This window comes from Stenotrophomonas sp. SBJS02 (genome assembly GCF_020428325.2).
Classification (GTDB): domain Bacteria; phylum Pseudomonadota; class Gammaproteobacteria; order Xanthomonadales; family Xanthomonadaceae; genus Stenotrophomonas; species Stenotrophomonas africana.
Genome location: NZ_CP109812.1, coordinates 1,234,667 through 1,260,888, shown reverse-complemented (window position 1 = coordinate 1,260,888; position 26,222 = coordinate 1,234,667). Strand labels below are relative to the sequence as shown.

Here is a 26,222-nt window from a genome sequence, read left to right as displayed (position 1 = left end):
CCCATGCGCCAGATCTTCAGCAGCCAGCGCGTGGAAACCGTCGAAGGCGTGGCCGAGCTCCTGCGCGGGCATGGCATCGACGTCAAAGTGACCAATGGACGCTCGTACAAGACCCGCCGCCGCGGCCAGTTCAGCTACACCGACCTGGGCAACGCCAACGCCTACCCAGCGGTGTGGATCGTGCGCGCCGACGACCAGCCGCGCGCGCGTGAAATCCTGCGCGAGGCGCGACTGCTCGACACCACCCGCCGCGACCATCCGACCGCCGAATTCGCCTTCCGCGACGCGCCGGAACAGGGCAGCGGTGGCCGCAGCTGGGCCTGGCGCATCCGCATCGCCCTGCTGGTGGTGATCGCCGGCGTGGCGCTGGTGATCGGCCTGCGCCATCGCGGCGCACCGGCGCCGGTCGCACCGGCCCCTGCCCCGCAGGCCCAGCCGCAGCAAACGCAACCGGCTCCGCAGGCCGCACCGGAAGAGGAAGAAGTCCGGGTCCGCATCCAGCCCTCGAAGTGACGCACGGGTAGGGCCGGCCGCTAGCCGGCAGCCGCAAAAAGGGGACGGAGGGGATTAAGTCGTTTGAGGCACAAACGACTTAATCCCCTCCGTCCCCTTTTTTGTCATGAGGTTGCCGGCCAGCGGCCGGCACTACCGCACAGAAAGTTGGTCACATTGGGCGCGCGGCTCCGTCATGGGACACAATCCCAGCAGGAGAGCCGCCGCCATGACGACGTTCGCCGCATCGATCGACCAGACCCTGGAACGCGAACTGCCCGCCGCCGCCAGCGGGTGCCAGCACGCCTATGGCCGTATCGTGCTGGCCTGCCAGAACACGGTCACCGCCATCGCGCTGGCCATCACCCGCGACCGCCAGGCCAGCGAGGACATCGCCCAGGAGGCCTTCGTCAAGGGCTGGCAGCAGCTGCACCAGCTGCGCAGTTCGACCAGTTTCCTGCCTTGGCTGCGGCAGATCACCCGCAACCTGGCCCGCGACTGGCTACGTGCACAACGTGGCCGGCCGCTGACCGGCGAGGCGGCCGAGGTGGCGATGGGCATGGCCGCCGACCCGTCGCCGGGCGCGGCCGACCGCCTGCAGCGGGTGGAGGAAGAGATCGCCGCCGAGGACATCATTTCCGCCTTGCCCGCCGACAGCCGCGAAGTGCTGTTGCTGTACTACCGCGAAGGCCAGCGCTCGCAGCAGGTGGCCGACCTGCTTGGGCTCAGTGACGCCGCCGTGCGCAAGCGCCTGTCGCGTGCCCGCGCCCTGGTGCGCGATGGCCTGCTGCAGCGCTTCGGCGAGTTCGCGCGCAGCAGCGCACCCAGTGCCGCGTTCGCTACGGCGGTGGTTTCGATGGTACTGGTGGCCGCGCCCGGCACTGCCAGCGCAGCGATCCTGCTCGGCACCGGTATCGGCGTGGGCGGCAGCAAGCTGGGCCTGGGCGGCGTCAGTGCCGCAGGCGGGGCCGCCATGGGTTCACTGACGGCCGCCGCCAGCCAGCTGCACCTGATTCCCGCCAGCGACTGGGCCACCGTTGCCGGTGGCGTCGTCGGCGGCATCATCGGCAGCTATCTGGGTGGCCGCTTCCTGCTGCGCTTCGCAGACACCCAGCAGGAACGAACAGCAGTGCGACGCTTCGTGCACCTCAATACGTTCACCGCGATGGTCGTCTGCACCAGCCTGCTGATCTCGCTGATGCTGCAGGTGCCATTCTGGCTGCAACTTGCGATTCTCGTCATCGGCCTGGGTACGGTGAACTACCAGTGCCTGGTGCCGCTGCAGCGCGTGATGGCACCCATGATCGCGCGCGATTCAGCGCGGCGCGGCCGCAGCGGAACCAACTGGAAATACGAATCCGTGTACGGGCGCACCGGCATCATCGGGGCGAACGTATTCGTGATCGGTCTGGTGGTCTATGCGCTGATGCGCAACGGAAACGTGTAACGGACAACGCCGGCAGTCTGCCGGCGTTGTCGTCATTTCACCGCGTTGACCCTCAGCGCTGCGGCTGCGGCTTCGGCGCAGCGCCATCACGCGGACCGCCATGGCGCGGGCCACCGTGCATCGGGCCCTTGGCTGCGTCGAACTCGGCCTTGCTCAGCTGGCCGTCCTTGTTGGTGTCGGCGGCAGCGAACCAGGCATCACGACGTTGCTTCATGCGCAGCTCGCGGTCAGCCTTGTCCAGGTAGCCGTCCTTGTTCAGATCAAGCTGGTCGAAGCGAGCTGCCAGGCGCGGGTCGGCCTTGGCTTCCTCGCGGCTGATGCGGCCGTCCTTGTTGACGTCCAGCTTGGCCCAGCGCTCACCGCCATGGCCACGGCGACCATGCTGCCAGCGCGGCAGCTCATCGCGCGAGAGCTTGCCATCCTTGTTCTTGTCCAGCTCGTCGAACTTCGCGGCCAGGCGCGGGTGGGCAGCGGCCTCGCTGCGGTCGATGACGCCGTCGCCGTTGGTGTCCAGCCTGGCCGGGCGCTGCGCGGGCGTGGTCGGGGTGTCGGCCGCGAGCGCGATACCGGAAGCAGAGGTGCCGAGCAGCAGAGCCAGCAGCAGGGGGGTACGGATCATGGGGTCACTCCTGGGGATGGGAATTGCGTCGGGGTGATCACTTCACCCTCGGGAGACAACAACGCCCGGGCGCGACATCGGTTGACGCTGCTGCCAGTTCCATTCATCCGGCGGACAGTCGCCGCCACTGCGACAACCTGGGGCTATGCTGTGCCCATGGCGATTCATGGCGACAGAGACGACGAACTGCGGCTTTTCCAGACCGGCGAGCACCCCTGCGGGTACTGGTCGGACCGGGTGGCACGCGACCTGGTGCTGGATCCGCACGATCGTCGCCTTGGTGGCTTGTACCCGCTGGCACTGAGCTGGGGCTTCCGCCGCAGTGGCGATCTGGTCTACCGGCCGCACTGCGCGCACTGCCAGGCCTGCGTGGCGGTGCGCATCCCGGTGGCCCGCTTCGCCCCGGACCGCAGCCAGCGCCGCTGTGCCGCCCGCAATGACGACCTCGAGGTGCGGATCACCGCCGCCACCGCCCGGGACGACCTGTTCGCGCTGTATCACCGTTATCTCACCCACCGCCACGCCAACGGCGGCATGGACGACCATGGCCCGCACGAATTCGAGCAGTTCCTGATCGGCAGCTGGTCGCACACCCGCTTCATGGAAATGCGCCTGCCCGGCCACGACGGTCAGCCCAGCCAACTGCTGGGGGTGGCGGTGACCGACGTCACCGAGCACGGCCTGTCGGCGGTCTACACCTTCTTCGACCCGGACCACGCCGCACGTGGACTGGGCACCTTCGCGATCCTGCAGCAGATCGAATGGGCACGCCGCGAGGGGCTGCCGCACGTGTACCTGGGCTATTGGATCCGTGGCCACCAGAAGATGGACTACAAGCGTCGCTTCCATCCGCTGGAAGCCTACGATGGCCGCCGCTGGCACGATTTCGACAACGATCTGGACGGGCGCTGACAAACCGCTGACACCGGGCCGGGTGCACAATACGGCCCATGAACATGACCCGCCGCCCTCCCCTGATCCTCGCACTGGCCCTGCTCTGCGGCGCCAGCGCCCCTGCCTTCGCCACGTCCCCCGCGATGACCGAAAAGCCGTCCGCTGCGCTGCGCCTGGCCACCTACAACACCTCGCTGTATTCCGACGACGCCGGTGGCCTGATCAAGGAACTGGAAGGTGACAGCGAGCACGCACGCAAGATCGCCGCGGTACTGCAGCAGGTGCGTCCGGATCTGGTGCTGTTGAACGAATTCGATTTCGACGACGCCCATCGCGCCGCCGACCTGTTCCAGAAGCGCTACCTGGAAGTGGCCCAGCCCGGTGGCGGCAAGCCGCTGCACTTCGCCTACCGCTACCTGGCCCCGGTCAATACCGGCGTGCCCAGTGGACTGGACCTGGACAACAACGGCGTGGTCGGCGGCGAAGGCCGCAGCCGCGGTAATGATGCCTGGGGCTACGGCCTGCACCCGGGCCAATACGGCATGCTGGTGCTGTCGCGCTACCCGATCGATGAAGCCAAGGTGCGCAGCTTCCAGCTGCTGAAGTGGAGCGCGATGCCCGGCGCGATCCGTCCGGTCGACCCACGCACCGGCAAGAGCTTCTACAACGATCATGTGTGGTCGCAGCTGCGCCTGTCGTCGAAGTCGCATTGGGACGTGCCGGTGAAGGCCCCGGGCGGCGTTATCCACGCGCTGGTCTCGCACCCGACCCCGCCGGTATTCGACGGCCCGGAAAAGCGCAACGCAGCACGCAACCACGATGAACTGCGCCTGTGGCAGGAATACCTGTCCAAGGGTGACAAGCCGTGGCTGTGCGACGACAAGGGCCAGTGCGGTGGCCTGGCGCAGGACGCGCGCTTCGTGATCCTCGGCGACCTCAACAACGACCCGGTCGACGGCGATGGCCGCCATGAGGCGATCGTCGAGCTGATCGAGAACGCCCGCGTGCTGCGCTACCCCACCCCGCGCAGCGTCGGCGGCGAGCAGACCAGCCTGGCCTATGCGGCCAAGGGCATCGAGCGCAAGGGCGCACCGTTCCACGCCACTGGCGATTTCGGCCCGAAGTCCGGCACCATGCGCCTGGACTACGTACTGCCCTCGACCGGTTTCGAATACGTGGGCAGCGGCATCTTCTGGCCGGCCAATGAAAGCCCGGAAGCGAAGATCGCCGACGGCAGCGACCACCATCTGGTGTGGGTGGACGTGAAGCCGTAAGGCGTCTTTACAGAAGGCGGCGCCCCTTTGTTAGAGTCCAGCAACGGAACGGCAAGGGGAGCCGCACTTGAAGAAGAATCTGCTGATCATTGCCGGCGTTGCTGCGGTGATTGCGTTGCTGATGGCCATGCGCCAAAGATGGGTATTCACCCTGCTGCCCCTGGTGCTGATCGGCCTGATTCCGGCCGCAGTTGCCTGCTGGAAGGGCTACGCCGACCGCTTTGGTACCTGGTGGCTCTATGGTTCGACGCTGGGCATCGTGGCCATCATTCATGTGACCGTGCTGCCCTGGCGTAGACGCTAGTACCTGCCACGGCGATTGCAGAGCCGAGCCTGGACTCGGCTCTGCAAAAAGCAGATGCAGGCTTAAGGGCGCAGCTCGACGCCGATGGCGTCGGCGGCATCACGCGCGATGGCGCGTGCTTCGTCGATGGTTTCCGCGCGCGACAGGGTCACACCCACGCGGCGATGGCCGTGCACGCTCGGCTTGCCGAACAGGCGCACGACGGTATCCGGCACCTGCAGGGCGGCGGCGACGTTGTTGAAATACGGCACGCCCTCGCCATGTGCCAGCAGCGCACACGAGGCCGACGGGCCGCTCTGGCGGATCACCGGGATCGGCAGGCCGAGGATGGCGCGCGCATGCAGCGCGAACTCGCTCAGCTCCTGCGATACCAGCGTCACCAGGCCGGTGTCGTGCGGGCGCGGCGACACTTCGCTGAACCATACTTCGTCGCCCTTCACGAACAGCTCCACACCGAACAGGCCCCAGCCGCCGAGGTCGTCGGTGATCGCACGCGAGATCTCTTCGGCACGCGCCAACGCAGCACTCGACATCGGCTGCGGCTGCCAGCTTTCGCGGTAATCGCCATCCTTCTGCAGATGCCCGATCGGCGCGCAGAACGAGGTGCCGCCGGCATGGCGCACGGTCAGCAGGGTGATCTCGTAATCGAAATCGATGAAACCTTCGACGATGCAGCGGCCGGCACCGGCACGGCCACCGGTCTGCGCGTACTCCCACGCCGGTGCGATGTCTGCTTCGCTGCGCAGGGTGCTCTGGCCCTTGCCCGAGGACGACATCACCGGCTTGACCACGCACGGCAGGCCGATGGCGGCCACGGCAGCACGGTATTCGGCCTCGGTATCGACGAAGCGGTACGGCGAGGTCGGCAGGCCCAGGGTCTCGGCGGCCAGGCGGCGGATGCCTTCGCGGTCCATGGTCAGGCGCGCAGCGCGCGCGGTCGGGATCACCCGCAGGCCCTGCTCCTGTTCCAGCTGGACCAGGGTTTCGGTGTGGATGGCCTCGATCTCCGGCACCACCAGGTGCGGCTGCTCCTGCGCGATCAGCGCACGCAGCGCCATTGCATCGAGCATGTCGATCACATGCGAGCGGTGCGCGACCTGCATGGCCGGGGCATCGGCATAGCGGTCGGCGGCGATCACCTCCACGCCCAGCCGCTGCAGCTCGATGGCCACCTCCTTGCCGAGTTCGCCCGAGCCCAGCAGCAGCACGCGGGTGGCGGAGGGGGACAACGGAGTTCCAAGCTTGGCCATGGCGGTTCCAGCAGCGATGTGAAGGCGGGTGGGCATTCTAGCTGGCCACGCCCCCTGGCCACGGCATCCGACGAACGGTAGTCGAAAAGTGATATCACTTTGATATCTTCATTCCGAACCCTCAAGGACGTACCGCCATGAAAGAGAAGTCGCTATCTTCCCTCAACGGCCTCGGCACGCTGGCCGGCGCCCTGCTCGTCGCCCTCGCTGGTGCCGCCCTGTTCGTACTGGGCGTGGCAGCCAAGGCCAGCGCCGGCTCGCCCAACCTCCTGCTGATGCTGCTGGGCGCCCTGCTGGTGGCGCTGGGCGTGTTCATCCTGGCCGGCCTGTACACCATCCAGCCCAACCAGGCGGCCGTGCTGAGCCTGTTCGGCAAGTACGTGGGCACCGTGAAGGACAACGGCCTGCGCTGGAACAACCCGTTCTTTGCCAAGCGCCGGGTCAGCCAGCGCGTGCGCAACTTCGAGAGCGGCAAGCTGAAGGTCAACGAGCTGGACGGCAGCCCGATCGAGATCGCCGCGGTGATCGTCTGGCAGGTGGTCGATGCCTCCGAGGCGGTCTACAACGTGGACGATTACGAGAGCTTCGTGCACATCCAGTCCGAATCGGCGCTGCGTGCGATGGCCACCAGCTATCCCTACGACCAACACGAGGATGGCCAGCTGGCCCTGCGCAGCCACGCCAGTGAAATCTCCCAGCACCTGAAGAACGAGCTGGCCGAGCGCCTGGCCGATGCCGGTGTGCAGGTGATCGACGCGCGTATCAGCCACCTCGCCTACGCCGCCGAGATCGCCCAGGCGATGCTGCAGCGGCAGCAGGCCAACGCGGTGATCGCCGCGCGCACGCGCATCGTTGCCGGTGCGGTGGGCATGGTCGAGATGGCCCTGGCCGAACTGCAGAAGAACGGCGTGGTGCAGCTGGACGAGGAACGCAAGGCGCACATGGTCAGCAACCTGCTGACCGTGCTGTGCTCGGACCGCGGCACCCAGCCGATCGTCAATGCCGGCTCCCTGTACTGAACCACCCTCGCAACGGGGCGCCCCACCGCCCCGCCAGGAGTTTTCATGAGTGAGAAGAAAGCCTATCCGCTGCGCATCAATGCCGAGGTCCTGGCCGCGGCACAGCGCTGGGCTGACGACGAGCTGCGCAGCCTCAACGCACAGATCGAATACGTACTGCGCGACGCATTGCGCAAGGCAGGACGCCTGCCAAAACCCAAGCCATCGCCGGAGGACAAGGAATGAGCAAGCGCTGGAGCTACCAGACGATCGAGGTCAAGACGTCCATGATGGGCGTGCTGAAGCCTGAGGATGTCCAGGCCGAACTCAGCCGCCAGGGCCAACTGGGCTGGGAGCTGGTCAACATCATCATCCCGGCGCCGATGCGCCCGGCGATGCTGGTGTTCAAGAAGGAGGCCTGAGCCGTGGGCGGCAGTGACCCGAAACCGTTCGACGTGGCCGAGAGTTCGCCGTTACGCGTGCTGTGGGTCGTGCTGCCATTGCTGGCAGCCTTCGTCGCTTGCCTGTATGCACAACTGTACAAGGCGCCTGCCACGGCACCCTGGATCGAAGTAACGCTGTCGCCGCCCTGGTTCCGGATGGGCGGCAGTGCGGCATGGAGCCTGCTGGTGATCGCCCTGCTCGGCATCGGACTGGGCACAGCCTTCTTCCGCCGTCGGGTGGAACTGGCCGGCGACGTGCTGGACGTGCGCTCGACGATGTACCGACGGCGCGTGCCGGTGGCGCAACTGCGGCTGGACCAGGCCGGGGTGGTCGACCTGCAACGTGACCCTCGCTATGGCATCCGCTTCAAGACCAACGGTTATGCAATGCCGGGTTTCTATTCCGGCCACTTCCGCCTGCAGGGCGGCGGCAAGGGTTTCGCGCTGGTCACCGACCGCACGCGCGTTCTCGCCCTGCCGGTCAGCGATGGCAGCACGCTGCTGCTCAGTCTGGACCGGCCGCAGTCGCTGCTCGATGCACTACGCAAGGTGGCCGCACCGGCACCACGGCAGTAAGCTGAGGCGATGCAACGACGCCTGCCCCTGCTGATCAATACCGAGGCCATCGAACTGTGGCCTGCCCACCTGCTGCGCGCACGCAGCAACCTCGACGCACGCCTGTTGGCACGGGCGCGATGGGTGCTGCGACGCAAGCGCGATGGCCGCTATCTGGCGGCCGTACTGCCGCACGGCGTGCATTCGATGGTGCCGCGCCTGCCGCGAGAGCCCGGGGTCGAGGACGCACTGACACTGCTCGACGCCACGGCGGCACGCCCGGTTGGCGCTGCGCTGGAAGAACAATGGCTTCCGCTGGCCGGGCTGCAGCAGCGCCTGCAGCAGCTCGGCCTGGACCCGCAGCGCTACGCCGACGACAGCGGCCTGCCGCTGGAGCCCGAACCGTGCCTGCTGCATTTTGCCGGCCGCGACCGCTTCGCCCGGCCGCTATGGCTGCGCCGTGGCACCGCGCAGGGCTGGCGACGGATGCGACTGCACGCGGCACGCGATGGCATTGCGTTGGACGCGATCTCCGGCTTCCGCAGCCATGCCTACCAGCTGGGCATCTTTGAACGGAAACTGGCGCGCGGCCTGAGCGTGGCGGAGATCCTGAAGGTCAATGCCGCCCCGGGTTTCAGCGAACACCACAGCGGCCACGCGCTGGACATTGGCACCCCCGGCGATGCTCCCGCCGAAGAGACCTTCGAAGCCACCGACGCGTTCGCGTGGCTGCAGGCACATGCGGGCGGGCATGGCTTCCAGCTGAGCTACCCGCGCGACAATCCGCACGGCATCGTCTACGAACCCTGGCACTGGTGCTGGAAACCGGCCAACGGCTGAGCCCCTCGTGGCGAAAGCAATGCGAAATTCATGGAGCTGTCCGGGCGGGTAGGCTGGGCAGGGGACGCCGTGAATCCGTCCCTGGAGGCTTAGCCGCGCCATCCATGGCGCGGATACCCCTGCCCAGCCTACCCGCCCGGCCTTTGACAGTTTCCGTGTGCGTCCGCCACGGAATGGAACAAGAGAGCAAAGACAAAAGCGGGTCGCTTCGCTCGAAGCCTCTACAACGAATCAGCGTGCAGCTGTTGGGTCCGCCTTCAAGCGAGCCGAGCACCGCAGGTCCGGCGAGGGCGAAGAGGTGCGGGTGTCTGAGCGCAGCGAGTTCCCGCACCGTCCCTCGGCGGACCGAGGAGCACAGGGTACCGATGCGCAGCATCGGCTCGCGGCCGGCGGCGCGTTTCTTCTGATTACTTTTCTTTTCGCGCGAAAGAAAAAGTAACGCCCCTGAACGCTGCAGATCGCATCAGCATGGATTGAAGCGACAATGTCGACTCAGTTACCGCCTCAACGCATTGATCGCCAGCAACACCCATCCGGCCATCATGCTGGTGCCGCCGATCGGCGCCATCCGCGTCGGCCACTGCCACAGCGCGCCGCCCACCAGGCTGCCAGAGAACAACAGCACGCCCAGCAGCAGCACATACAGCGCCAGATGCGCGATCGCGCCCTGCGCGCGCGGGCCAAGCGCTACCAGCACCGCACCGTGTGCGAACGCGTACAGCGCCGCCATGTTCAGATGCTGCTGCGCCAGCGGGTCGGTCACACCGTGCGAGGCGTAGGCAGACAGGCCGATCGAGGCAGCGGCCAGCAATGCCCCCAGGCAGGCCAGCAGCGAAGGCTTACGTGCGCGACGTTCCAGATTGAACATGTGGGCTCCTTGCGCAGCGCCCCTTGCCGGGCGCCAGATCAAAAAAAAACGCGCCGCAATGAGCGGCGCGTTTTCGTGTCCAACACTACATGGGTCAGCCGAGGCTTACTTGACGGCCCAGTAGATGTCGTAGGTACCTTCCGGAGTGAACGACTTGTCGATGCCGTCCTTCCAGGACTCGTACGGACGGTCGATGACTTCGTTGCCCGAGGTCACGGCCCAGGCGCGCAGGCCGTTGCGGGCCACGTCCAGACCCGCCATGTGGCCGGTGTAGGCCGCATGCGCCGAACGGTGCGGAGCCACGTGCACGTACTTGACCGGAGCGCCGCCGTCGATCTTGACGGTCAGCTCTTCAGCGGTGGCACCTTCAGCACCCTTCTTCTTCACCGGCTGGGCGATGTCGAAGGCGTACTTCTCCTGGCCGAAGTCGGTGGTGATGATGCGGAACGGACCGGCGGCTTCAAGGCCATTGGCCTCCATCACGCGCTTGATCCACTCCTGGTTGTCCTTGATCGACTTGGTGATCGTGTCCTGACCGCGGTCCACGTTACCGGCGTTGACGACCAGCAGGTCTTCAGCCGGCACATCGACGATGGCCAGGTCGGTCAGCGGGGCTTCCGGGGTGCGGTAGTCGACGTTCGGGACGCTGGCCAGCATGTTGGCCATACGCGACAGACCCATCTTGATGTCGTCGCCGATCTGGCGGCTGACATACAGGCCGGCGTAACGACCGAACAGGTCGAAGCCGTACTTCACCGAGTAGTCCTGGGTGATCTTGACGTTGCGGCCACCCTTGCCGGTCGGCTCCAGGGTGAAGGTGCTGATCTTGTCGTGACCCTTGGTGGCGTCTTCGATGGCGATGGCAACACGCTTGTTCTCTTCGGCTTCGGTGATCTTCCAGGAACCGGTGCCCAGGTCCTTGGAAGTGAAGTCGAGGGTGGCACCGACGCCGGAGGCCGGGCCGGACAGCTTCAGTTCAACGGCGGGATCGCGCAGTACCAGCGGGTTCCAGTCCTTGAAGCGGCGCAGACTGCTGACCGTGTCGTACACGATCGTCATCTTGCGGTTGGTCTCGATGCTTTCGGTGATGTGACGCTCGCCCGGCAGACATACGCCAATGATGACGAACAGGCCAGCCACGATCCCCAAGGCGATCAGGAACTCGATAATACGGGTCATTCAGAGAGTCTCCGGGGCCGATCCCACGGCCGGGTTGATTGAAGCGAAGCGCCAATCCTAGCAGGCTTCGCGGGCATTGTTTATCGGGATTGGCGCACCGGTTTCCCTGCCGGCTGCGTATTTGTATGGACAAAGAATTCGAAGGGTAACGCATACGGCTACTGGCCAGTAGGGGGCAACCTTGGCCGCAACCTCTGACCCTCGCCCAAGTCTTTGTACCAGAACGATTTTTCTCAGACCAGCTGGAGTTCGAACGCCTTCAGTACGGCGCGCGTACGGTCGCGCACGCCCAGCTTGGAGAGGATGTTGGACACGTGGTTCTTGATGGTCCCTTCGGCGACACCCAGCGAATTGGCGATCTCCTTGTTGGAGAAGCCACTGGCCATCAGCCGCAGGATCTCGGTCTCACGGTCGGTCAGCGGGTCCGGACGGTCCAGGCTGACGAACTCGTTGCGCATGTGCTCCAGGCCGGACAGCAGGCGCTGGGTCACGGCCGGCTGCACCAGTGAGCCGCCGTCGGCCACGGTGCGGATGGCACCGACCAGCTGCGCCAGGGTCACGTCCTTGAGCAGATAGCCCTTGGCACCGGCCTTGAGCCCGGCCAGCACAAGCTGGTCGTCATCGAAGGTGGTGAGGATGATGGTCGGCGGCAGCTGCTCCTGGCGCGACAGCATCTGCAGCGCCTCCAGGCCGGACATCACCGGCATGCGCATGTCCATCAGGACCACGTCGGGACGCACCTGCGGTATCAGCTCGACCGCCTGCCGGCCATCGCCGGCCTCGGCCACCACCTCGATACCGTCGTCGAGCGCCAGCAGGGAGCGGATTCCCTGCCGCACCAGGGTTTGGTCGTCGACCAGGCAGACGCGAATCATCAACGCACTCCTTCAGGAACCTTGGTAAGGGCGGCCACCAGCACCGTTGCCGGCACCGTCGCCCGCAGCCGGAAGCCTTCGCCGGGACGGGTCTCGATCTGCAGCTGGCCACCACATTGTTGCAGGCGCTCGCGCATGCCGCGCAAGCCATTGCCCACATTGACCATATCCGCGCCGACGCCGTCGTCGCGGGCCTCGACTACCACCCGGTCGGGGGCTTCACGGTACACCTTGATCCACAGGTGGCGCGCACTGGCGTGGCGTACTGCGTTGGTGATGATTTCCTGGGTGCAGCGCAGCAGCACGTGGGCCCGCTGCGGATCCTCCACGTTCAGCGGATCCTCGATCTCCAGCTGGATGTCCAGCGAGGGCACGTTCTCGGTCAACGGGCGCAGGGCCGCAGCCAGATCGATGGCACCGGTCTCGCGCAGCTGGCTGACGACCTCGCGCACATTGCCCAGCAGCAGCTTGGCCAACGCGTGGGATCGCTTCACATGCTCCAGCGCCTGGCCCTCGGCCAGATGCCCGGCCACTTCCAGGTTCAGGGTCAGCGCGGTCAGCTGATGGCCCAGCAGATCATGCAGCTCGCGCGAGATACGGGTGCGCTCGTTGACCCGGGCGCTCTCGGCCAGCAGGGCGCGGGTGGCGCGCAGTTCCGAATTGAGCCGGCGCTGCTCATCGCGGGCCTCGGTCTGCTGGCGAGCGACCAGGCTGGTCACGAAGATGAACATGGAGAAGCCGCCATACAGCAGCGACTGCATCACCGCTTCGAACAGCGGGAAGCGCAGCAGCATGTAGTAGACCGGCGCCACCGCCAGCTGGCTGACCAGCAGCCACAGCACGCCCAGCCGTACCGACAGCATCCACGGGATAACCCCAGCGGCGACCATCATCAGGATGCTGCCCAGGCCCGAGCCGCTCAGGAAACTCACCCCCAGCGCAGAGATCGTCAGCAGCAGCAACAGGCCACGGTCCAGCCAGCTGGTGTGGCTGTCGCTGCGCAGGATGCGGGTCAGCCAGTAATAGGCGGTGCCGAAGGACAGGTAGGCGACGAACAGCAGGATCGCCCAGCCGCCCATGTCGTTGCGGCTGTGCAAGTTCTCGAACTGCGAGTATGCCAACGGCAGGCCGACCATGACCCAGGTGAACAGGCCGGCCAGGCGGAGGACACGGGTATGGCTGAGGACTCCCAACATGCCAGCACTCTACGGGCCGCGCCTGCGTACCGCACCCCACGGAAGTCATGCCTGCCCGGTCGCCTGTTCATGCCGCAGCCCACCCCGGGCATGCAATAATCGTGCGCAGGGTCCCTTGATGGACCAACCGCGTTACCCCACGGAGTCACAATGTCGATTGTCATCCGCGACGTGCGCGAGCACGAGCTCGATTCCGTCCTGGCTTTGAACAACAACGCTGGCCTGGCCATCCTTCCCCTGGATGCGGCCCGTCTGCGCCTGTTCTACGAAACCGCTGAGTATTTCCGCGTCGCCGAGCGCGACGGCAACCTGGCCGGATTCCTGATCGGCTTCGGCAGCGACAGCCAGCACGACAGCAGCAATTTCGCCTGGTTCAAGCAGCAGCTGGACACCCCGTTCTTCTACATCGACCGCATCGTGGTCGCCAGTCGCCGTCGCGGCGGTGGCGTCGGCCGTGCGTTCTATGCCGACGCGCAGAGCTTCGCCGAGCTGCGCTACCCGCAGATGACCTGCGAGGTCTTCCTCGACCATGGCGCCGATGCCGCCCTGCTCTTCCACGGCAGCTTCGGCTTCCGCGAGCTGGGCCAGAACACCATGGCCCAGGTCGATGTGCGCGCCAGCATGCTGGCCAAGGAACTGTGCAGCTACCCGTGGGTCCAGGAGACCTACGGCGGCAAGCTGCCGGATGTGGCATGGACACGTGCCCGGCAGCTGCCGGCGCAGGCACAGCGGCCGACGGGGACCTGAGCGTGGCGGTGAATTTCGATTACGAACAGGCCGGTGAACTGAAGATCGGCCAGGTGGGCATCGCCAACCTGCGCATCCGTACCCTCGATGTCGAGCGCCTCGTGCAGGAAATGCGCGAGCGCGTCACCCGTGCACCGAAGCTGTTCGGCCGCGCTGCGGTGATCCTCGACTTCGGCGGCCTGAGCCAGGTGCCGGACGTGGCCACCGCGCAGGCGCTGGTTGATGGCCTGCGCAACGCCGGTGTGTTGCCGGTGGCACTGGCCTACGGCACCAGTGCGGTCGACCTGCTCTCGCAGCAGCTCGGCCTGCCTTTGCTGGCCAAGTTCCGTGCGCAGTACGAGCGTGCGGAGGCCGAACCGGCCCCGCCGCCGCCCGCGCCGGAACCGCGCCGCGCGGTGCGTGCCGAGCCGAAGCCGGCGCCCGCCACGCCGGTAGCCAAGGCGGCCGACGCCGCTGCACCGCAGCCGGGCCGCATGCAGCTGGGCAACGTGCGTTCGGGCCAGCAGCTGTACGCTGAGAACTGCGACCTGACCGTGATGGCCACCGTCGGCGCCGGCGCCGAGGTCATCGCCGATGGCAGCATCCATATCTACGGCACCCTGCGCGGCCGCGCGCTGGCAGGGGCCCAGGGCAACACCGCGGCACGCATCTTCTGCCGTGATTTCCATGCGGAACTGGTCGCCATTGCTGGCCACTACAAGGTACTGGACGATGTCCCGGACTCCCTGCGCGGCAAGGCCGTTCAGGTGTGGCTGGAACAGGACCAGATCAAGATCGCTGCGCTGGACTGACGCAGCACCCAAACAGAATCATCAGGAGAAGTCCTTTGGCTGAAATCATCGTAGTCACCTCCGGCAAGGGCGGCGTCGGCAAGACCACTTCCAGCGCGAGCCTGGCCTGCGGCCTGGCACGGCGCGGCAAGAAGGTTGCGGTGATCGACTTCGACGTCGGCCTGCGCAACCTCGATCTGATCATGGGCTGCGAACGCCGTGTGGTGTACGACTTCGTCAACGTCGTGCACGGCGAAGCGACCCTCAAGCAGGCCCTGATCAAGGACAAGCGCTTCGAGAACCTGTACGTGCTGGCCGCCTCGCAGACCCGCGACAAGGACGCACTGACCCAGGAAGGCGTGGGCAAGGTCCTGAAGGATCTGGCCGCCGACGGCTTCGATTACATCATCTGCGACTCACCGGCCGGCATCGAGAAGGGCGCCTTCCTGGCGATGTACTTCGCCGACCGCGCCGTGGTGGTGGTGAACCCGGAAGTGTCGTCGGTGCGCGACTCGGACCGCATCATCGGCCTGCTCGATTCGAAGACCCACAAGGCCGAGTCCGGCCAGGACGTGCCGGCCTTCCTGCTGCTGACCCGCTACACCCCGGTGCGCGTGGAAAGCGGTGAGATGCTCAGCATCGCCGACGTCGAGGAAGTGCTCGGCCTGAAGGCGATCGGCGTGATCCCCGAGTCGGGTGACGTGCTCAACGCCTCCAACAAGGGCGAGCCGGTCATCCTGGATGTCGAGTCCGCTGCCGGCCAGGCCTACGACGACGCCGTCGCGCGCATCCTCGGCGAAGAACGCCCGATGCGCTTCACCAACGTCGAGAAGAAGGGCTTCTTCAGCAAGCTGTTCGGAGGGTAAGCATGGGCCTGTTTGATTTCCTCAAAGCGAAGAAGACCACCGCCGAAACCGCCAAGAACCGCCTGCAGATCATCATCGCGCAGGAACGCAGCAACCGCGGCGGCCCCGATTACCTGCCGCTGCTGCAGCGCGAGCTGCTGGAAGTGATCAAGAAGTACGTGAACATCGACGTCGATGCAGTGAAGGTCGACCTGGTGAAGGATGGCCAGCACGATGTGCTGGACATCTCCGTGGCGCTGCCTGAAGGCCCGGACAAACCCTGATCTCCTGCCCCGCCCGTGCCTGCATGGGCGGGGCTGCCCGACCCGCATGACCGATACGACAACCGCCGTGGACATCACCTGCGTGGGCGATATCGCCTTCGCCGATGCGCAGTGCCTGCTCGCCGCGCATGGCCTGCGGCTGCACCACGTGGCGGCCGGTGAACCGATTCCCGGCAGCTACTGGGGCGAACCCGAGGCCGGCATCATCGCCAGCAACGTCTACGTGCGCGATGACACGCCGGTGCACTCGATGCTGCACGAAGCCTGCCACCTGATCGTGCTGCCGCCGGAGCGACGTGCGCAGGTGCACACCGACGCCACCGACTCGGTTGCCGAGGAAGATGCCACCTGCTACCTGCAGATCGTGCTGGCCGGGCAGCTGCCTGGTGTCGGCAGTGCGCGTCTGATGGCCGACATGGATGCCTGGGGGTATACGTATCGGCTGGGGTCTACCCAGGCGTGGTTCGAACAGGACGCCGAAGACGCGAAGGCGTGGCTGATCGAACGCGGATTGCCGGTGGCGTAAAGCGCACACGCGTGGCGTGGATCTACTGTAGAGCCGAGCCCATGCTCGGCTGCTTTTGTATTCGTGCAGGTGACGACGAAGAGCAGCCGAGCATGGGCTCGGCCCTACAGGATCATCCCTGCCCGGCCAGCGCGCGCAGGGTGATGCCGACGATATAGGCCAGGTACGTGCCGGTGGCATAGCCCATCGTGCCCAGCAGCACGCCCACCGGCGCCAGGGCCGGATGGAACGCCGCGGCCACCACCGGTGCCGAAGCCGGGCCACCGATGTTCGACTGCGAACCGATGGCGAAGTAGAAGAACGGCACCTTCAGCAGCTTGCCCAGGCACCACAGCAGCGCGATGTGCACGGCGATCCAGATCAGGCCGAGCAGGAACAGCCATGGGCGATCCAGCAACGCCAGCAGATCCATCTGCATGCCGATGCAGGCAATCAGGAAATACAGCAGCAGCGAGCCCAGCCGCGATGCGCCCGCGCCTTCGAGATTGCGTGCACGGGTGAAGCTCAGGCTCAGGCCCAGCGTGGTGGACAGCACCACCACCCACACAAACGGCGCATCCAGGCTGAACTGCGAGGCCCAGCCGACATTGGCCTTGAACCACGCTGCCAGCGGTGCACCGATCGCATGCGCCAGACCAACACCGCCGAAGGCGACCGCCACAATCAGCATCAGGTCGGTCAGGCTGGGAATACGCTCGTGCTCGGCCTGGAATCGCGCGATGCGCTCCTTCAGTTCATCAATGGCCGAGGTATCAGCGCCACTGCGTGCATCGATCTTCGCCGCACGTCCTGCCAGGAAGATCAGCGCGGCCATCCACACATAGCCCACGCCGACATCGACCACCGCGAACTGACCGAAGGTGGTCGCATTGACGTCGAACACTTCGCGCATCGCCAGCATGTTGGCGCCACCGCCGATCCAGCTGCCGGCCAGTGCGGCCATGCCGGCCCAGGTGTCACCGGCCACGGTGTCGGGATGGATCGCGCGCATCACCAGGAACGCCACCACCGCACCGAGCATGATGCTGGCCGAAGCGCCCAGATACATCAGCACCAGCTTCGGGCCGAGCCGCAGGATGCCCTTGATGTCCACTGCCAGGGTCAGCAGGATCAGCGCCGCCGGCAGCAGGATGTCGCGCGCGATCGGCTTGTAGAGCTTGGTGTTCTGCCCGTCGATGAGGCCGACGGTGTTGTAGATGCCGGGAATCAGGTAGCACAGCAGCAGCGCTGGGACGAAGGTATAGAAGCGCTTCCACAGGCCCTGCTCGCGCGAGGCGGTCCAGAACACGGCGCCAAGCGTGGCGGCGATCAAACCGAAGACGACGATGTCGTTCTGGATCATGCAGGTGCTCGTGTAGAGCCGAGCCATGCTCGGCTGCTGTTGGTGGAAGGTGTGCCGACCAACGGTCGGCACCCACCGGCGGAGACAAAAGCGCCGCCCCGGAGGGCGGCGCTGCAGTCATCAGTTGCCGATGTGCTGCTTCAGCCAGGCGTTGACGGTGTCATGCCACAGGATGCTGTTGTTCGGCTTCAGCACCCAGTGGTTTTCATCCGGGAAGTACAGGAACTTCGATTCGATGCCCTGGCGCTGGGCAGCGGTGAACGCGGCCAGGCCCTGTTCGACCGGAATGCGGAAGTCCTGCTGGCCATGGATGACCAGGATCGGCTTCTTCCAGTCGGCGACGTGGTTGACCGGGTTGAACTTCTCGTAGTTCGCAGCCTTCTGGTACGGGGTACCGCCCTGCTCCCACTCGGTGAACCACAGTTCTTCGGTGGCGTAGCCCATCATGCGCTGGTCGAACACGCCGTCATGGTTGACCAGGCACTTGAACGGGCTGTTCCAGTTGCCGGCGATCCAGTTGACCATGAAGCCGCCGTAGCTGGCGCCCAGCGCACAGGCCTTGTCACCGTTGAGGAAGGAGTACTTCTTCAGCGCTGCGTCCCAGCCCTTCTGCAGGTCTTCCAGCGGGCGGTCGCCCCAGTGCTGGCTGATCGCATCGGTGAACGCCTGGCCGTAGCCGGTGGAGCCGTGGAAGTCGATCATCACCACGGCGTAGCCCTGGCCCGCATAGGTCTGCGGGTTCCAGCGATAGCTCCAGCCATTGCCGAAGCTGCCCTGCGGGCCGCCGTGGATCAGGAACGCGACCGGGTACGACTTGCCTTCCTGGTAGTTGTGCGGCTTGACCACGTAGCCACGCACGGTGTCGTTGTTCCAGCCCTTGAACTCGAACTGTTCGAAGTCGCCGAAGTTGACGTCCTTCAGCACGTCACCGGCGGCCGGGGTCAGCGCGCGCAGTTCGCCGATGGCTTCGCCCGCAGCCGGCAGCAGGCCGACCAGCACCTGGTCGTTGCTCTTCAGGCTGTTGCGGGTGATGGCCACGCTGTTGCCGGCCACGTCCACCGAGGTCACGCTGCCGTCGCCGATCAGCTTGGTGGCCTTGCCGCTGGCCACGTCGATCTGGAACAGCGGGTGTTCGCCGAGGTCATCTGCAGTGGTGTAGATGCTGGCGCCGTCGGCGGACAGGGTGATGCCGCCGGCCGAACGATCCCACTGCGGGGCGATCTCGCGGGTCTTGCCGCTTGCCAGGTCCATCGCCATCAGGCCGAAGCGGTCAGCCTCGAAGCCCGGGCGCTTCATCGCGCGGTAGAACAGGGTCTTGCCGTCGGCGCTGAACACCGGGCCGGCATCCCAGGCCGGGTTGGAGGCGGTCAGGTTGACCGGTGCCTGCTTGCCCGCAGCGTCGAAGCGGTACAGGTCGAAGTTGGTCGACCACGGCTCCTGCTTGCCGGCCACGCGGATGCTGGCGACCACGCTGGCGCCATCCGGCGACCACGCGAAATCATCATTGCCGCCGAACGGCTTGGACGGTGCATCGCCATCGATGGTCGCGCTCAGTGCCGAAGCGCCCTTGACCGCACCAGCCTTGGCCATCGGCAGCGGTGCCACGAACAGGGTGTTGCGACGGCCGTCGTTCCAGGTATCCCAGTGGCGCACGAACAGCGAATCGAAGACCTTGCCGCTGGCCTTGGCGCCGGCAACGTCCTTCAGCTTCTTCTCGGTGCAGGCCAGGTCCGAGGCACAGGCCTGGAACACGCCGGCACTGAACAGCACACGGTCGTCCTGCGGCGACACGTGGTAGCTGTCCACGTCCACCGGGAAATCGGTCAGCTGGCGCGGGGTGCCGCCGCTGATCGGCTGCGCGTACAGCTGCTGGCTGCCGTTCTTGGCGCTGAGGAAGTACACGGTCTGACCATCGGCCGACAGCGAAGCAGAATTGACGTTCCAGCCGGCCGGGGTGATCTGCTTCGGCGGGGCCGCATCGCGGGTACGCAGGTTGCGCGCGAACAGCGCGGTGGAGGCCTTCAGGTTGGCGTCCACGCTGCGCTTGGCGAACACCACGGTGCCGCCGTCAGCGGTCAGCACCGGTGCGGAGACGCGGTCCATGGCCACCATGTCGCGGACTTCCAGGCCACGGGCAGCAGCAACGCTGGGCAGGGCGGCCAGCAGGCTCAGTGGCAGCAGGGCATGACGCAGTTTCATCGGGGTCTCCGCAGGACGGCAAAAAACCGATGGTAGGCCCGTGCGGCCGGGGCTGCCAAGGCCATCGGTCATGGCCGCCGGTGGGGGGCGGTCCCGCCGCCAGAAAAAGCAAACCGCGCCGTAGCGCGGTCTGTCGGGGGGGGCGACGATAGTGCCGGCCGCTGGCCGGCATTGCGTTGGCGTTGCCGGCCAGCGGCCGGCACTACCCATCCCTTACGCCACGGCGCGCTTGCCGGTGCGGTAGATCAGCCAGCCAACCAGGAACAGCACGGCCAGGCCGATCCACTGTGCGCCCGGCAGGTGGAACGGCACGGCCAGCACGTCGGCGCGGCTGCTGACCACGATCGGAATCGCGATGGCGATGCCCATCAGTGCCTCACCGGTGATCAGGCCGGCGGCGAACAGCACGCCCGGCTTGTGCACGCGGTCGCGGCCTTCCTCGTCATCGGCACGCACCTTGTGGAAGCGCTCGACCAGGTAGGCGATCAGGCCGCCGAGGAAGATCGGCACCATCAGTTCCAGCGGCAGGTAGATGCCGATGGCGGCAGCCAGCACCGGCACGCGGAAGCGGGCATTGCGCGACTTCAGCCAGCTGTCGAACGCGATGATGGCGGCACCGACCACGGCACCGATGCCGATGAAGGTCCAGGGCAGTTCGCCACCGAACAGGCCCTTGGCCACCGAGGCCATCAGGTTGGCCTGCGGCGCGGCCAGTGCGTTCGGGTGCAGCTCGGACTTCACGCCGATGCCGTAGGCGGTGGCCAGCAGGTTCAGCACCGGCGCCATGATCAGCGCGCACGAGAACGCACCGATGCCCAGCATCAGCTGCTGCTTCCACGGGGTGGCGCCAACGATGTAGCCCGCCTTGAGGTCCTGCAGGTTGTCACCGCCGACCGCTGCGGCACAGCACACCACCGCGCCGATCATGATCGCGGCCACCGCACCCAGCGGCGCGCCGAAGGCGCCGACCGGCTGCAGGCCATCCTTGCCCAGCAGCACGACCAGCACGGCCGAGGCGAACAGGATGGTGGAGATGGTGATGCCCGAGACCGGGTTGTTGGACGAACCGATCAGGCCGGCCAGGTAGGCCGAGACCGACACGAACAGGAAGCCGGCGACGATCATGATGAGGGTCATCGGGATCGACACGTGCCACTGGCCGACAATGGCCTGGTACAGGGCCAGCAGCGGCAGCACGAACACCACCAGGGCGACCAGCATCCACTTCATCGGCAGGTCGCGCTCGGTGTGCGCCAGTACCGGACCACCGCTCTTGCGGGCGGCGGCGAAGCCGCTCTTGACGCCGTTGAGCAGCGACTTGCGCAGCGAGATCAGGGTCCAGATGCCGCCGATCAGCATTGCGCCGACACCCAGGTAGCGCATCTTCGCGCCCCAGATGGCGAACGCTGCCTCGGTGGACGAAGCCGCGGCAACCGACGCGGCCAGTGCCGGATCGGTGTTCATGAAGAACGCCTGGTAGATCGGAATGGCGATGTGCCAGGTCAGGATCGAACCGGACACCACCACGATGCCGACGTTGAGGCCGACGATGTAACCCACGCCCAGCAACGCCGGCGACAGGTTGGTGCCGATGAAGGCGGTGATCTTGGAACTGCCGACGTAGGCCGAGGTGGCCCAGGCATCGGGAATCAGGCGCATGCCGCTTTCCGCGGCCAGCTTGACGAAGGCACCGATCACCGCCGACAGGCCGAGGATCTTCAGGCCCGGGCCCGGGTTTTCACCGGCCTTGAGCACTTCTGCCGCCGCCTTGCCTTCCGGGAACGGAAGCGGGTCTTCGACGATCATCGAACGGCGCAGCGGCACCGAGAACAGCACGCCCAGCAGGCCGCCGAGACCGGCGATGCCCAGCACCCACCAGTACTTGAAGTCCGGCCAGTACCCCATGATCACCAGCGCCGGGATGGTGAAGATCACACCGGCGGCGATCGACGAACCGGCCGAAGCGCCGGTCTGCACGATGTTGTTTTCAAGGATGGAGCCACCGCCCAGCAGGCGCAGCACGCCCATGGATATCACCGCGGCGGGAATGGCGGTGGCGATGGTCAGGCCTGCGAACAGACCGAGGTAGGCGTTTGCGGCCGACAGCACCACCGCCAGCACGATGGCCAGGGCCACTGCGCGGAAGGTGAGCTGCTTGGGCGCAGCGTCGTGGTTCATGGAAGCCCCTGCTGGCAAAAAATCCCGATCACGCTAGCGTTCAGGGGGCGGCAAGTCCAGTGCGCATGGTCACCGCCGGACATGGCCCAACGCACTCCCCGACCCGCCCGGCAACGCCAACCGGCCGATCCGGCAAGGCCAGGCCACACCTGTAGCAAAAAGGGGACGGAGGGGATTAAGTCGCATTTGTCATAAGCACCGTGATCCGGCCCCTCCCCTTCTATAATCGCGCCCTTTCCGCAGTCCCCGCCGTCAATGACCGTTGCCGCTACCGCTTCCGACGACTTCCTGGGCCATCCCAAGGGCGTCTACGTCTGCTTCTTCACCGAAATGTGGGAGCGCTTCTCCTTCTACGGCATGAAGGCGCTGCTGCTGCTCTACCTGACCAAGTACCACCTGTTCGGCGACAAGGCCGGCCTGGACCTGCTCGGTGCCTACGGTGGCCTGGTGTACTGCATCCCGGTGTTCGGCGGCATGCTGGCCGACCGCTGGCTGGGCATGCGCCGGGCGGTGCTGTTCGGCGGCATCCTGCTGGTACTCGGCCACCTCGGCATGGCGTTCGAGGGTCACGCGGCCTACCGGGTCAACGGTGAAGTGGTGCGCGACACCTCGGCGCTGGCAGTGACCTACCTCTCGCTCGCGCTGATCATCATGGGCGTCGGTTTCCTGAAACCGAACATCTCCACCATCGTCGGCAAGCTCTACCCCAAGGACGACCCGCGCCGCGACTCGGGCTTCTCGCTGTTCTACGCCGGCATCAACCTCGGCGCGCTGTTCTCTTCGCTGGTGTGCGGCTTCCTCGGCGAGGCCTACGGCTGGAAGTACGGTTTCGGTGCGGCCGGTATCGGCATGCTGGCCGGCCTGGCGATGTTCCTGTGGGGCCAGAAATACCTGCAGGGTCACGCCGAGCCACCGCAGCCGGCTGCGCTGAAGCAGAAGGTGCTGGGCCTGCCGCGCGAATGGCTCATCTATCTATGCGCGGTGCTCGGTGTGCTGCCTGTGGCGTGGCTGATGTGGGCGGCCGGCAACGGCGCGTTCGCGCTGGGTGGTGAAGTCAGCCTGGCGCTGATGCTGATGCTGGTGGTGCTGGGCGGCGTGCTGGTCTGGTTCGCCTGGTTCACCGGCAGCAAGTGCACGCCGGTGCAGCGCCAGCAGATGATCGCGCTGATGGTGCTGATCTTCATGGCGCTGGTGTTCTTCACGATGTACGAGCAGTCCTACGGCTCGTGGGTGACCTTCACCGACCGCCTGCTGACCAAGGACATCGTGCCCTCGCTGGTGATCACCGGCGGTACGCCGCTGCCTTGGTCGATCATCTCGCTGCTGCTGGCACCGCTGGGCTTCGTGGTCAGCGCGCGGCTGTCCGAGCGTCGTCCGGGCTCATCTGCGCCACGCACGTTCTTCGCCGCCATCGTCGTGCTGATGCTGGTGCTGCTGGTACGCGACTGCCTGGTGATTCCGCAGACCGCCGGCTCGCTGACCTACCTCGGCGGCCTGTTCCTGGTGCTGCTGGCACCGGCCTTCGCCGCACTGTGGACGTGGATGGACCGCCGCGGCTGGGAACCGGGCAAGCCGGTCAAATCAGCCTGGGGCCTGGTGATCGGCGCGCTGTCGTTCGTGCCGCTGGCACTGGCCGCGCAGCAGGTGGGCGCCACCGGCGAGATGGCCAGCGTGTGGTGGCTGGTGCTGGCCTACTTCCTGCTGGCCAGTGGCGAGATGTGCCTGTCGCCGGTCGGCTTGTCGGCGGTCACCCAGCTGGCGGTACCGCGGGTGATGAGCCTGATGATGGGCACCTGGTTCCTCGCCACGGCATTTTCGGAAACGCTGGCCGCGCTGTTCGGCAAGTTGGCTGCGATCGAGGTGCCGGAAGGCGAATCGCTGGACATGGTGGCCGCCGCCGGTGCCTATGCGCACCTGTTCTGGCTGCTGATGTGGATCGGCCTGGGCTGTGCGCTGGCCGCCTTCATTGCCGCGCCGCTGCTGAAGAAGATGATGCACGGGGTGAAGTAAATCCCGCGCATTCGGAAAACCAGGGCGGCGGAACGATCATCCGCCGCCCTCGGCTTGTTCAGGGCGCGCTGCTCTTCTCCGCAGGCGTCGCCTGCCCAGCCACCTGTCCCCCCAGGCTGCGCGAGAGGAAGGCCAGCAACCTGCTGTAGTACGTTCGTTGATTGGCGGGAGAATAGAAACCATGTCCTTCGTTCTTGACGTACAGGGTTTCCACCGGCGAACCGGCCTTCTTCAACGCAGCTTCCATGCGTTCGCTGTGCATGATCGGCGCACGCTGGTCCTGGCCACCCGCGGCCAGGAATACCGGCACCCGCACCTGCGCGGCCAGATTCACCGGGGAACGCTCTGCCAGATCCTTGGGCGATCCCAGCCAGTTGCGCAGGTAGGCCAGGCCTGACTCATCGCTCTGGATGTCTCCGCGCGCGTACATCAACGGCAGGTCGTAGATGCCGACGTAGCCGGCCGCGCACTGGTACAGGCCCGGTTCGCGCACCGCCCCCATCATCGCCGCATAGGCACCGTAACTGGCCCCGTAGATGCAGACGCGGTTCCTGTCGGCCACGCCCTGTTCGATCGCCCAGCGCGTGGCATCGGTGACGTCATCCTGCATCGACAGTCCCCATTGCTTGCGCGCAGCCTGCACGTGGGCCCGGCCATAGCCGGAAGAGCCGCGGAAATTCACCTGCAATACCGCGTAACCTGCCGCGGCCAGCATCTGTGCCTCGCTGTCATAGCCACCATCGTCGGCGACACCGATCGGACCTCCGTGCGGCACCACCACCATCGGCAGCGCACGGGCGTCGCGGCCATGCGGGACGGTAAGGAAGCCATGCAGCGGACGCCCATCACGCGCCTTCAGGCTGATCGGACGCACCTCCGCCGCCAGCGCGGGGTCGATCCAGTCGCTGCGGCTGATCAGGTGCCGTGCACGCTTGCCAACCGTGTCATAGAGATAGAAATCGCCCGGATTGCTGCCTGACCAGGTTTCCACCAGCACCGTCTTGCCATCGCGTGTACTGGAGGTGACGTAGGCCGCGCCGCCCAGGCCCGCTTCGAGGCTGCGGTAAAGGCGAGCTTCGTCCGAGGCGTCATCGAAGAATGCCGTTCGCGGCGCACCGCCAAGGAACAGTGCCCCGACCGGCACGCGGCTGCCGGGGCGCCGGATGATGCGCGCGGGGTCGGCGCTCTCATCGCGCAGCAGGGTGCGCCGTTCATTGCTCTGGGGGTCCCAGCTGACAATGGCATCAGGTCCGTCTGCCTGCTCGACCTGCAGGTACGCCAGGCGACCGTCGGCCGAGAAGCCCAGGGGCAGCTCGATGTGCTTGCTCAAGGATTCATCGTTGAGCAGGATCCAGTCGCTGTTGCTGCCTGTGCGGTAGTAGAGCTTCTGCGTGCCATCGGTAACGACAGCACGTGCGAAACGCACTTCGCCCTGCTCATCGATCGTGAAGTCCGCATCGGGAATGGGAGCCCGTGCCACCGCGTTGCGGCGACCGGTGACCACATCCATGCGCTCGACCTGTGCGTGCGAATTGCCGACCAGCGGGATCACGGTCACCAGTGCATTGCGATCATCGTCCTTGAGTTCATCACTGAGGTACGCGGCCACCAGTCCTGCCGGCTTGACCTTGATGTTGGTGCCCAGGCTCTGGTCGGCAACCCGGTACCCCACCAGCAGCTCGCCGCCCTTGCCGTTGGCATTGATACCGAACAGTTCGCCGGTCGGCGTCGGCCGGTCCAGCACGCCGAACTTCTGTGCCATGCCCACCAGCAGCCGCTCGTTGCTGACCCAGTCGAAGGTGTGGGCGTGATCGTTGCGGGGCGGACGGAAGCTGCCGACCATCTTCATGTCGGCAATGCGATAGATCGCCAGCGCGGTTCCCGCCTCCAGCGGAACCGTCGCGGCGATGTACTCGCCCCCCGGTGAAATCTTGATGTCGGTAAACGACTCCTGCCGCAGATAGCGATCCAGGTCCAGCGTTGCGGCCGATGCCCCACCCACAGCCGCTCCCAACAGTGCAGCCAGCACAATCCTGCGCATCCTTCCCCCATGGAAAACCGGACACCCTGTCCGGATGCACGATTCT

Annotated in this window: 26 protein-coding genes; 16 read left to right on the top strand and 10 right to left on the bottom strand. The window is 66.2% G+C overall.

Features of this window, described 5'->3' with window-relative positions; genetic code table 11:
• Nucleotides 1-3: 3 nt before the first annotated feature.
• Both FQS62_RS05945 and FQS62_RS05940 read left to right on the top strand, forming a co-directional pair.
• Nucleotides 4-513 (top strand): pathogenicity-like protein, encoded by a 510-nt coding sequence (locus tag FQS62_RS05945; RefSeq protein ID WP_049447046.1) that lies wholly within the window; start codon nucleotides 4-6, stop codon nucleotides 511-513.
• A gap of 208 nt (nucleotides 514-721) precedes the next feature.
• The gene (locus FQS62_RS05940; protein ID WP_088480547.1) at nucleotides 722-1,939 is read left to right on the top strand and encodes an RNA polymerase sigma factor; all 1,218 of its coding nucleotides are present in this window, start codon (nucleotides 722-724) and stop codon (nucleotides 1,937-1,939) included.
• 52 nt (nucleotides 1,940-1,991) lie between these two features.
• Here FQS62_RS05940 and FQS62_RS05935 read toward each other — a convergent pair whose 3' ends face one another.
• A complete protein-coding gene (locus tag FQS62_RS05935; protein WP_088480548.1) occupies nucleotides 1,992-2,558 on the bottom strand; it encodes an EF-hand domain-containing protein in 567 nt (188 codons plus the stop codon).
• Nucleotides 2,559-2,714: 156 nt separating this feature from the next.
• On the opposite strand from FQS62_RS05935, the gene FQS62_RS05930 reads away from it, so the two are divergent.
• From FQS62_RS05930 to FQS62_RS05920, 3 genes are all read left to right on the top strand, one after another.
• On the top strand, nucleotides 2,715-3,470 hold the full coding sequence (locus FQS62_RS05930; RefSeq protein ID WP_049447050.1) for an arginyltransferase: 756 nt from the start codon (nucleotides 2,715-2,717) through the stop codon (nucleotides 3,468-3,470).
• A gap of 38 nt (nucleotides 3,471-3,508) precedes the next feature.
• Nucleotides 3,509-4,726, top strand: coding sequence for an endonuclease/exonuclease/phosphatase family protein (locus FQS62_RS05925; protein WP_208044015.1), 1,218 nt, complete (start codon nucleotides 3,509-3,511; stop codon nucleotides 4,724-4,726).
• Between the two features lie 67 nt (nucleotides 4,727-4,793).
• Nucleotides 4,794-5,030, top strand: a complete 237-nt coding sequence (locus FQS62_RS05920; RefSeq protein WP_049447054.1) for a hypothetical protein — start codon at nucleotides 4,794-4,796, stop codon at nucleotides 5,028-5,030.
• Between the two features lie 62 nt (nucleotides 5,031-5,092).
• Here FQS62_RS05920 and purT read toward each other — a convergent pair whose 3' ends face one another.
• On the bottom strand, nucleotides 5,093-6,280 hold the full coding sequence (gene purT, locus FQS62_RS05915; protein ID WP_088480549.1) for a formate-dependent phosphoribosylglycinamide formyltransferase: 1,188 nt from the start codon (nucleotides 6,278-6,280) through the stop codon (nucleotides 5,093-5,095).
• Between the two features lie 137 nt (nucleotides 6,281-6,417).
• Between purT and FQS62_RS05910 the strand changes: the two genes are divergently transcribed.
• From FQS62_RS05910 to FQS62_RS05890, 5 genes are read left to right on the top strand one after another with little or no spacing between them, the layout of a single operon-like run.
• Nucleotides 6,418-7,299: an SPFH domain-containing protein gene (locus FQS62_RS05910; RefSeq protein WP_024956284.1), complete on the top strand. Its 882-nt coding sequence runs from the start codon at nucleotides 6,418-6,420 to the stop codon at nucleotides 7,297-7,299.
• Between the two features lie 45 nt (nucleotides 7,300-7,344).
• Nucleotides 7,345-7,524 (top strand): type II toxin-antitoxin system antitoxin, encoded by a 180-nt coding sequence (locus tag FQS62_RS05905; protein WP_005412615.1) that lies wholly within the window; start codon nucleotides 7,345-7,347, stop codon nucleotides 7,522-7,524.
• A complete protein-coding gene (locus tag FQS62_RS05900) occupies nucleotides 7,521-7,700 on the top strand; it encodes a DUF4177 domain-containing protein (protein WP_005408542.1) in 180 nt (59 codons plus the stop codon). The genes FQS62_RS05905 and FQS62_RS05900 overlap by 4 nt, the downstream gene beginning before the upstream one ends.
• A 3-nt stretch (nucleotides 7,701-7,703) precedes the next feature.
• Entirely contained in the window at nucleotides 7,704-8,297 is a 594-nt protein-coding gene (locus tag FQS62_RS05895) for a PH domain-containing protein (protein WP_208044014.1), read from the top strand.
• 9 nt (nucleotides 8,298-8,306) lie between these two features.
• Nucleotides 8,307-9,116, top strand: coding sequence for a M15 family metallopeptidase (locus FQS62_RS05890; RefSeq protein ID WP_208044013.1), 810 nt, complete (start codon nucleotides 8,307-8,309; stop codon nucleotides 9,114-9,116).
• A gap of 496 nt (nucleotides 9,117-9,612) precedes the next feature.
• On the opposite strand, the gene FQS62_RS05885 is transcribed toward FQS62_RS05890, so the two are convergent.
• From FQS62_RS05885 to FQS62_RS05870, 4 genes are all read right to left on the bottom strand, one after another.
• The gene (locus FQS62_RS05885) at nucleotides 9,613-9,984 is read right to left on the bottom strand and encodes a DUF423 domain-containing protein (protein WP_049445939.1); all 372 of its coding nucleotides are present in this window, start codon (nucleotides 9,982-9,984) and stop codon (nucleotides 9,613-9,615) included.
• 105 nt (nucleotides 9,985-10,089) lie between these two features.
• Complete coding sequence (locus FQS62_RS05880) at nucleotides 10,090-11,163, bottom strand: polyketide cyclase (RefSeq protein ID WP_049445941.1); 1,074 nt, start codon at nucleotides 11,161-11,163, stop codon at nucleotides 10,090-10,092.
• 233 nt (nucleotides 11,164-11,396) lie between these two features.
• The gene (locus FQS62_RS05875) at nucleotides 11,397-12,038 is read right to left on the bottom strand and encodes a response regulator (protein WP_049445942.1); all 642 of its coding nucleotides are present in this window, start codon (nucleotides 12,036-12,038) and stop codon (nucleotides 11,397-11,399) included.
• Nucleotides 12,038-13,234 (bottom strand): sensor histidine kinase, encoded by a 1,197-nt coding sequence (locus tag FQS62_RS05870; RefSeq protein WP_208044012.1) that lies wholly within the window; start codon nucleotides 13,232-13,234, stop codon nucleotides 12,038-12,040. Before FQS62_RS05870 ends, FQS62_RS05875 begins: the two co-directional genes overlap by 1 nt.
• A 150-nt stretch (nucleotides 13,235-13,384) precedes the next feature.
• Here FQS62_RS05870 and FQS62_RS05865 point away from each other — a divergent pair, with 150 nt between their 5' ends.
• Genes FQS62_RS05865 through FQS62_RS05845 form a run of 5 tightly spaced genes read left to right on the top strand, consistent with a single transcriptional unit; the run spans nucleotide 13,385 to nucleotide 16,406 of the window.
• Nucleotides 13,385-13,981: a GNAT family N-acetyltransferase gene (locus FQS62_RS05865; protein ID WP_005408535.1), complete on the top strand. Its 597-nt coding sequence runs from the start codon at nucleotides 13,385-13,387 to the stop codon at nucleotides 13,979-13,981.
• A complete protein-coding gene (gene minC / locus FQS62_RS05860) occupies nucleotides 13,927-14,772 on the top strand; it encodes a septum site-determining protein MinC (RefSeq protein ID WP_049445946.1) in 846 nt (281 codons plus the stop codon). The genes FQS62_RS05865 and minC overlap by 55 nt, the downstream gene beginning before the upstream one ends.
• A gap of 35 nt (nucleotides 14,773-14,807) precedes the next feature.
• Nucleotides 14,808-15,617, top strand: a complete 810-nt coding sequence (minD, locus tag FQS62_RS05855; RefSeq protein WP_049445948.1) for a septum site-determining protein MinD — start codon at nucleotides 14,808-14,810, stop codon at nucleotides 15,615-15,617.
• 2 nt (nucleotides 15,618-15,619) lie between these two features.
• Entirely contained in the window at nucleotides 15,620-15,880 is a 261-nt protein-coding gene (gene minE, locus FQS62_RS05850; RefSeq protein WP_004148073.1) for a cell division topological specificity factor MinE, read from the top strand.
• A gap of 46 nt (nucleotides 15,881-15,926) precedes the next feature.
• Nucleotides 15,927-16,406 carry a hypothetical protein gene (locus FQS62_RS05845; RefSeq protein WP_005412610.1) on the top strand — a complete coding sequence of 160 codons (480 nt, stop codon included), beginning with the start codon at nucleotides 15,927-15,929 and terminating at the stop codon, nucleotides 16,404-16,406.
• Nucleotides 16,407-16,518: 112 nt separating this feature from the next.
• Here the strand turns inward: FQS62_RS05845 and FQS62_RS05840 are convergent, their stop codons facing one another.
• The 3 genes from FQS62_RS05840 to FQS62_RS05830 form a co-directional block, all read right to left on the bottom strand.
• Entirely contained in the window at nucleotides 16,519-17,748 is a 1,230-nt protein-coding gene (locus tag FQS62_RS05840) for a DUF819 family protein (protein WP_208044011.1), read from the bottom strand.
• Between the two features lie 120 nt (nucleotides 17,749-17,868).
• Entirely contained in the window at nucleotides 17,869-19,947 is a 2,079-nt protein-coding gene (locus FQS62_RS05835) for an alpha/beta hydrolase family protein (RefSeq protein WP_099588815.1), read from the bottom strand.
• A gap of 213 nt (nucleotides 19,948-20,160) precedes the next feature.
• Nucleotides 20,161-22,125, bottom strand: a complete 1,965-nt coding sequence (locus FQS62_RS05830) for an OPT family oligopeptide transporter (RefSeq protein ID WP_057500138.1) — start codon at nucleotides 22,123-22,125, stop codon at nucleotides 20,161-20,163.
• Nucleotides 22,126-22,380: 255 nt separating this feature from the next.
• On the opposite strand from FQS62_RS05830, the gene FQS62_RS05825 reads away from it, so the two are divergent.
• Entirely contained in the window at nucleotides 22,381-24,135 is a 1,755-nt protein-coding gene (locus tag FQS62_RS05825) for a peptide MFS transporter (protein ID WP_088480555.1), read from the top strand.
• 58 nt (nucleotides 24,136-24,193) lie between these two features.
• On the opposite strand, the gene FQS62_RS05820 is transcribed toward FQS62_RS05825, so the two are convergent.
• The gene (locus tag FQS62_RS05820; protein WP_208044010.1) at nucleotides 24,194-26,176 is read right to left on the bottom strand and encodes an alpha/beta hydrolase family protein; all 1,983 of its coding nucleotides are present in this window, start codon (nucleotides 26,174-26,176) and stop codon (nucleotides 24,194-24,196) included.
• Nucleotides 26,177-26,222: the final 46 nt, after the last annotated feature.

Excerpts from the sequence above, each read along its gene's own strand:
- FQS62_RS05945 (WP_049447046.1), top strand. The coding sequence starts at position 4 with ATGCGCCAGATCTTCAGCAGCCAGCGCGTGGAAACCGTCGAAGGCGTG.
- FQS62_RS05940 (WP_088480547.1), top strand. The coding sequence starts at position 722 with ATGACGACGTTCGCCGCATCGATCGACCAGACCCTGGAACGCGAACTG.
- FQS62_RS05935 (WP_088480548.1), bottom strand. The coding sequence starts at position 2,558 with ATGATCCGTACCCCCCTGCTGCTGGCTCTGCTGCTCGGCACCTCTGCT.
- FQS62_RS05930 (WP_049447050.1), top strand. The coding sequence starts at position 2,715 with ATGGCGATTCATGGCGACAGAGACGACGAACTGCGGCTTTTCCAGACC.
- FQS62_RS05925 (WP_208044015.1), top strand. The coding sequence starts at position 3,509 with ATGAACATGACCCGCCGCCCTCCCCTGATCCTCGCACTGGCCCTGCTC.
- purT (WP_088480549.1), bottom strand. The coding sequence starts at position 6,280 with ATGGCCAAGCTTGGAACTCCGTTGTCCCCCTCCGCCACCCGCGTGCTG.
- FQS62_RS05910 (WP_024956284.1), top strand. The coding sequence starts at position 6,418 with ATGAAAGAGAAGTCGCTATCTTCCCTCAACGGCCTCGGCACGCTGGCC.
- FQS62_RS05905 (WP_005412615.1), top strand. The coding sequence starts at position 7,345 with ATGAGTGAGAAGAAAGCCTATCCGCTGCGCATCAATGCCGAGGTCCTG.
- FQS62_RS05900 (WP_005408542.1), top strand. The coding sequence starts at position 7,521 with ATGAGCAAGCGCTGGAGCTACCAGACGATCGAGGTCAAGACGTCCATG.
- FQS62_RS05890 (WP_208044013.1), top strand. The coding sequence starts at position 8,307 with ATGCAACGACGCCTGCCCCTGCTGATCAATACCGAGGCCATCGAACTG.
- FQS62_RS05885 (WP_049445939.1), bottom strand. The coding sequence starts at position 9,984 with ATGTTCAATCTGGAACGTCGCGCACGTAAGCCTTCGCTGCTGGCCTGC.
- FQS62_RS05880 (WP_049445941.1), bottom strand. The coding sequence starts at position 11,163 with ATGACCCGTATTATCGAGTTCCTGATCGCCTTGGGGATCGTGGCTGGC.
- FQS62_RS05875 (WP_049445942.1), bottom strand. The coding sequence starts at position 12,038 with ATGATTCGCGTCTGCCTGGTCGACGACCAAACCCTGGTGCGGCAGGGA.
- FQS62_RS05870 (WP_208044012.1), bottom strand. The coding sequence starts at position 13,234 with ATGTTGGGAGTCCTCAGCCATACCCGTGTCCTCCGCCTGGCCGGCCTG.
- FQS62_RS05865 (WP_005408535.1), top strand. The coding sequence starts at position 13,385 with ATGTCGATTGTCATCCGCGACGTGCGCGAGCACGAGCTCGATTCCGTC.
- minC (WP_049445946.1), top strand. The coding sequence starts at position 13,927 with ATGGACACGTGCCCGGCAGCTGCCGGCGCAGGCACAGCGGCCGACGGG.
- minE (WP_004148073.1), top strand. The coding sequence starts at position 15,620 with ATGGGCCTGTTTGATTTCCTCAAAGCGAAGAAGACCACCGCCGAAACC.
- FQS62_RS05845 (WP_005412610.1), top strand. The coding sequence starts at position 15,927 with ATGACCGATACGACAACCGCCGTGGACATCACCTGCGTGGGCGATATC.
- FQS62_RS05840 (WP_208044011.1), bottom strand. The coding sequence starts at position 17,748 with ATGATCCAGAACGACATCGTCGTCTTCGGTTTGATCGCCGCCACGCTT.
- FQS62_RS05835 (WP_099588815.1), bottom strand. The coding sequence starts at position 19,947 with ATGAAACTGCGTCATGCCCTGCTGCCACTGAGCCTGCTGGCCGCCCTG.
- FQS62_RS05830 (WP_057500138.1), bottom strand. The coding sequence starts at position 22,125 with ATGAACCACGACGCTGCGCCCAAGCAGCTCACCTTCCGCGCAGTGGCC.
- FQS62_RS05825 (WP_088480555.1), top strand. The coding sequence starts at position 22,381 with ATGACCGTTGCCGCTACCGCTTCCGACGACTTCCTGGGCCATCCCAAG.
- FQS62_RS05820 (WP_208044010.1), bottom strand. The coding sequence starts at position 26,176 with ATGCGCAGGATTGTGCTGGCTGCACTGTTGGGAGCGGCTGTGGGTGGG.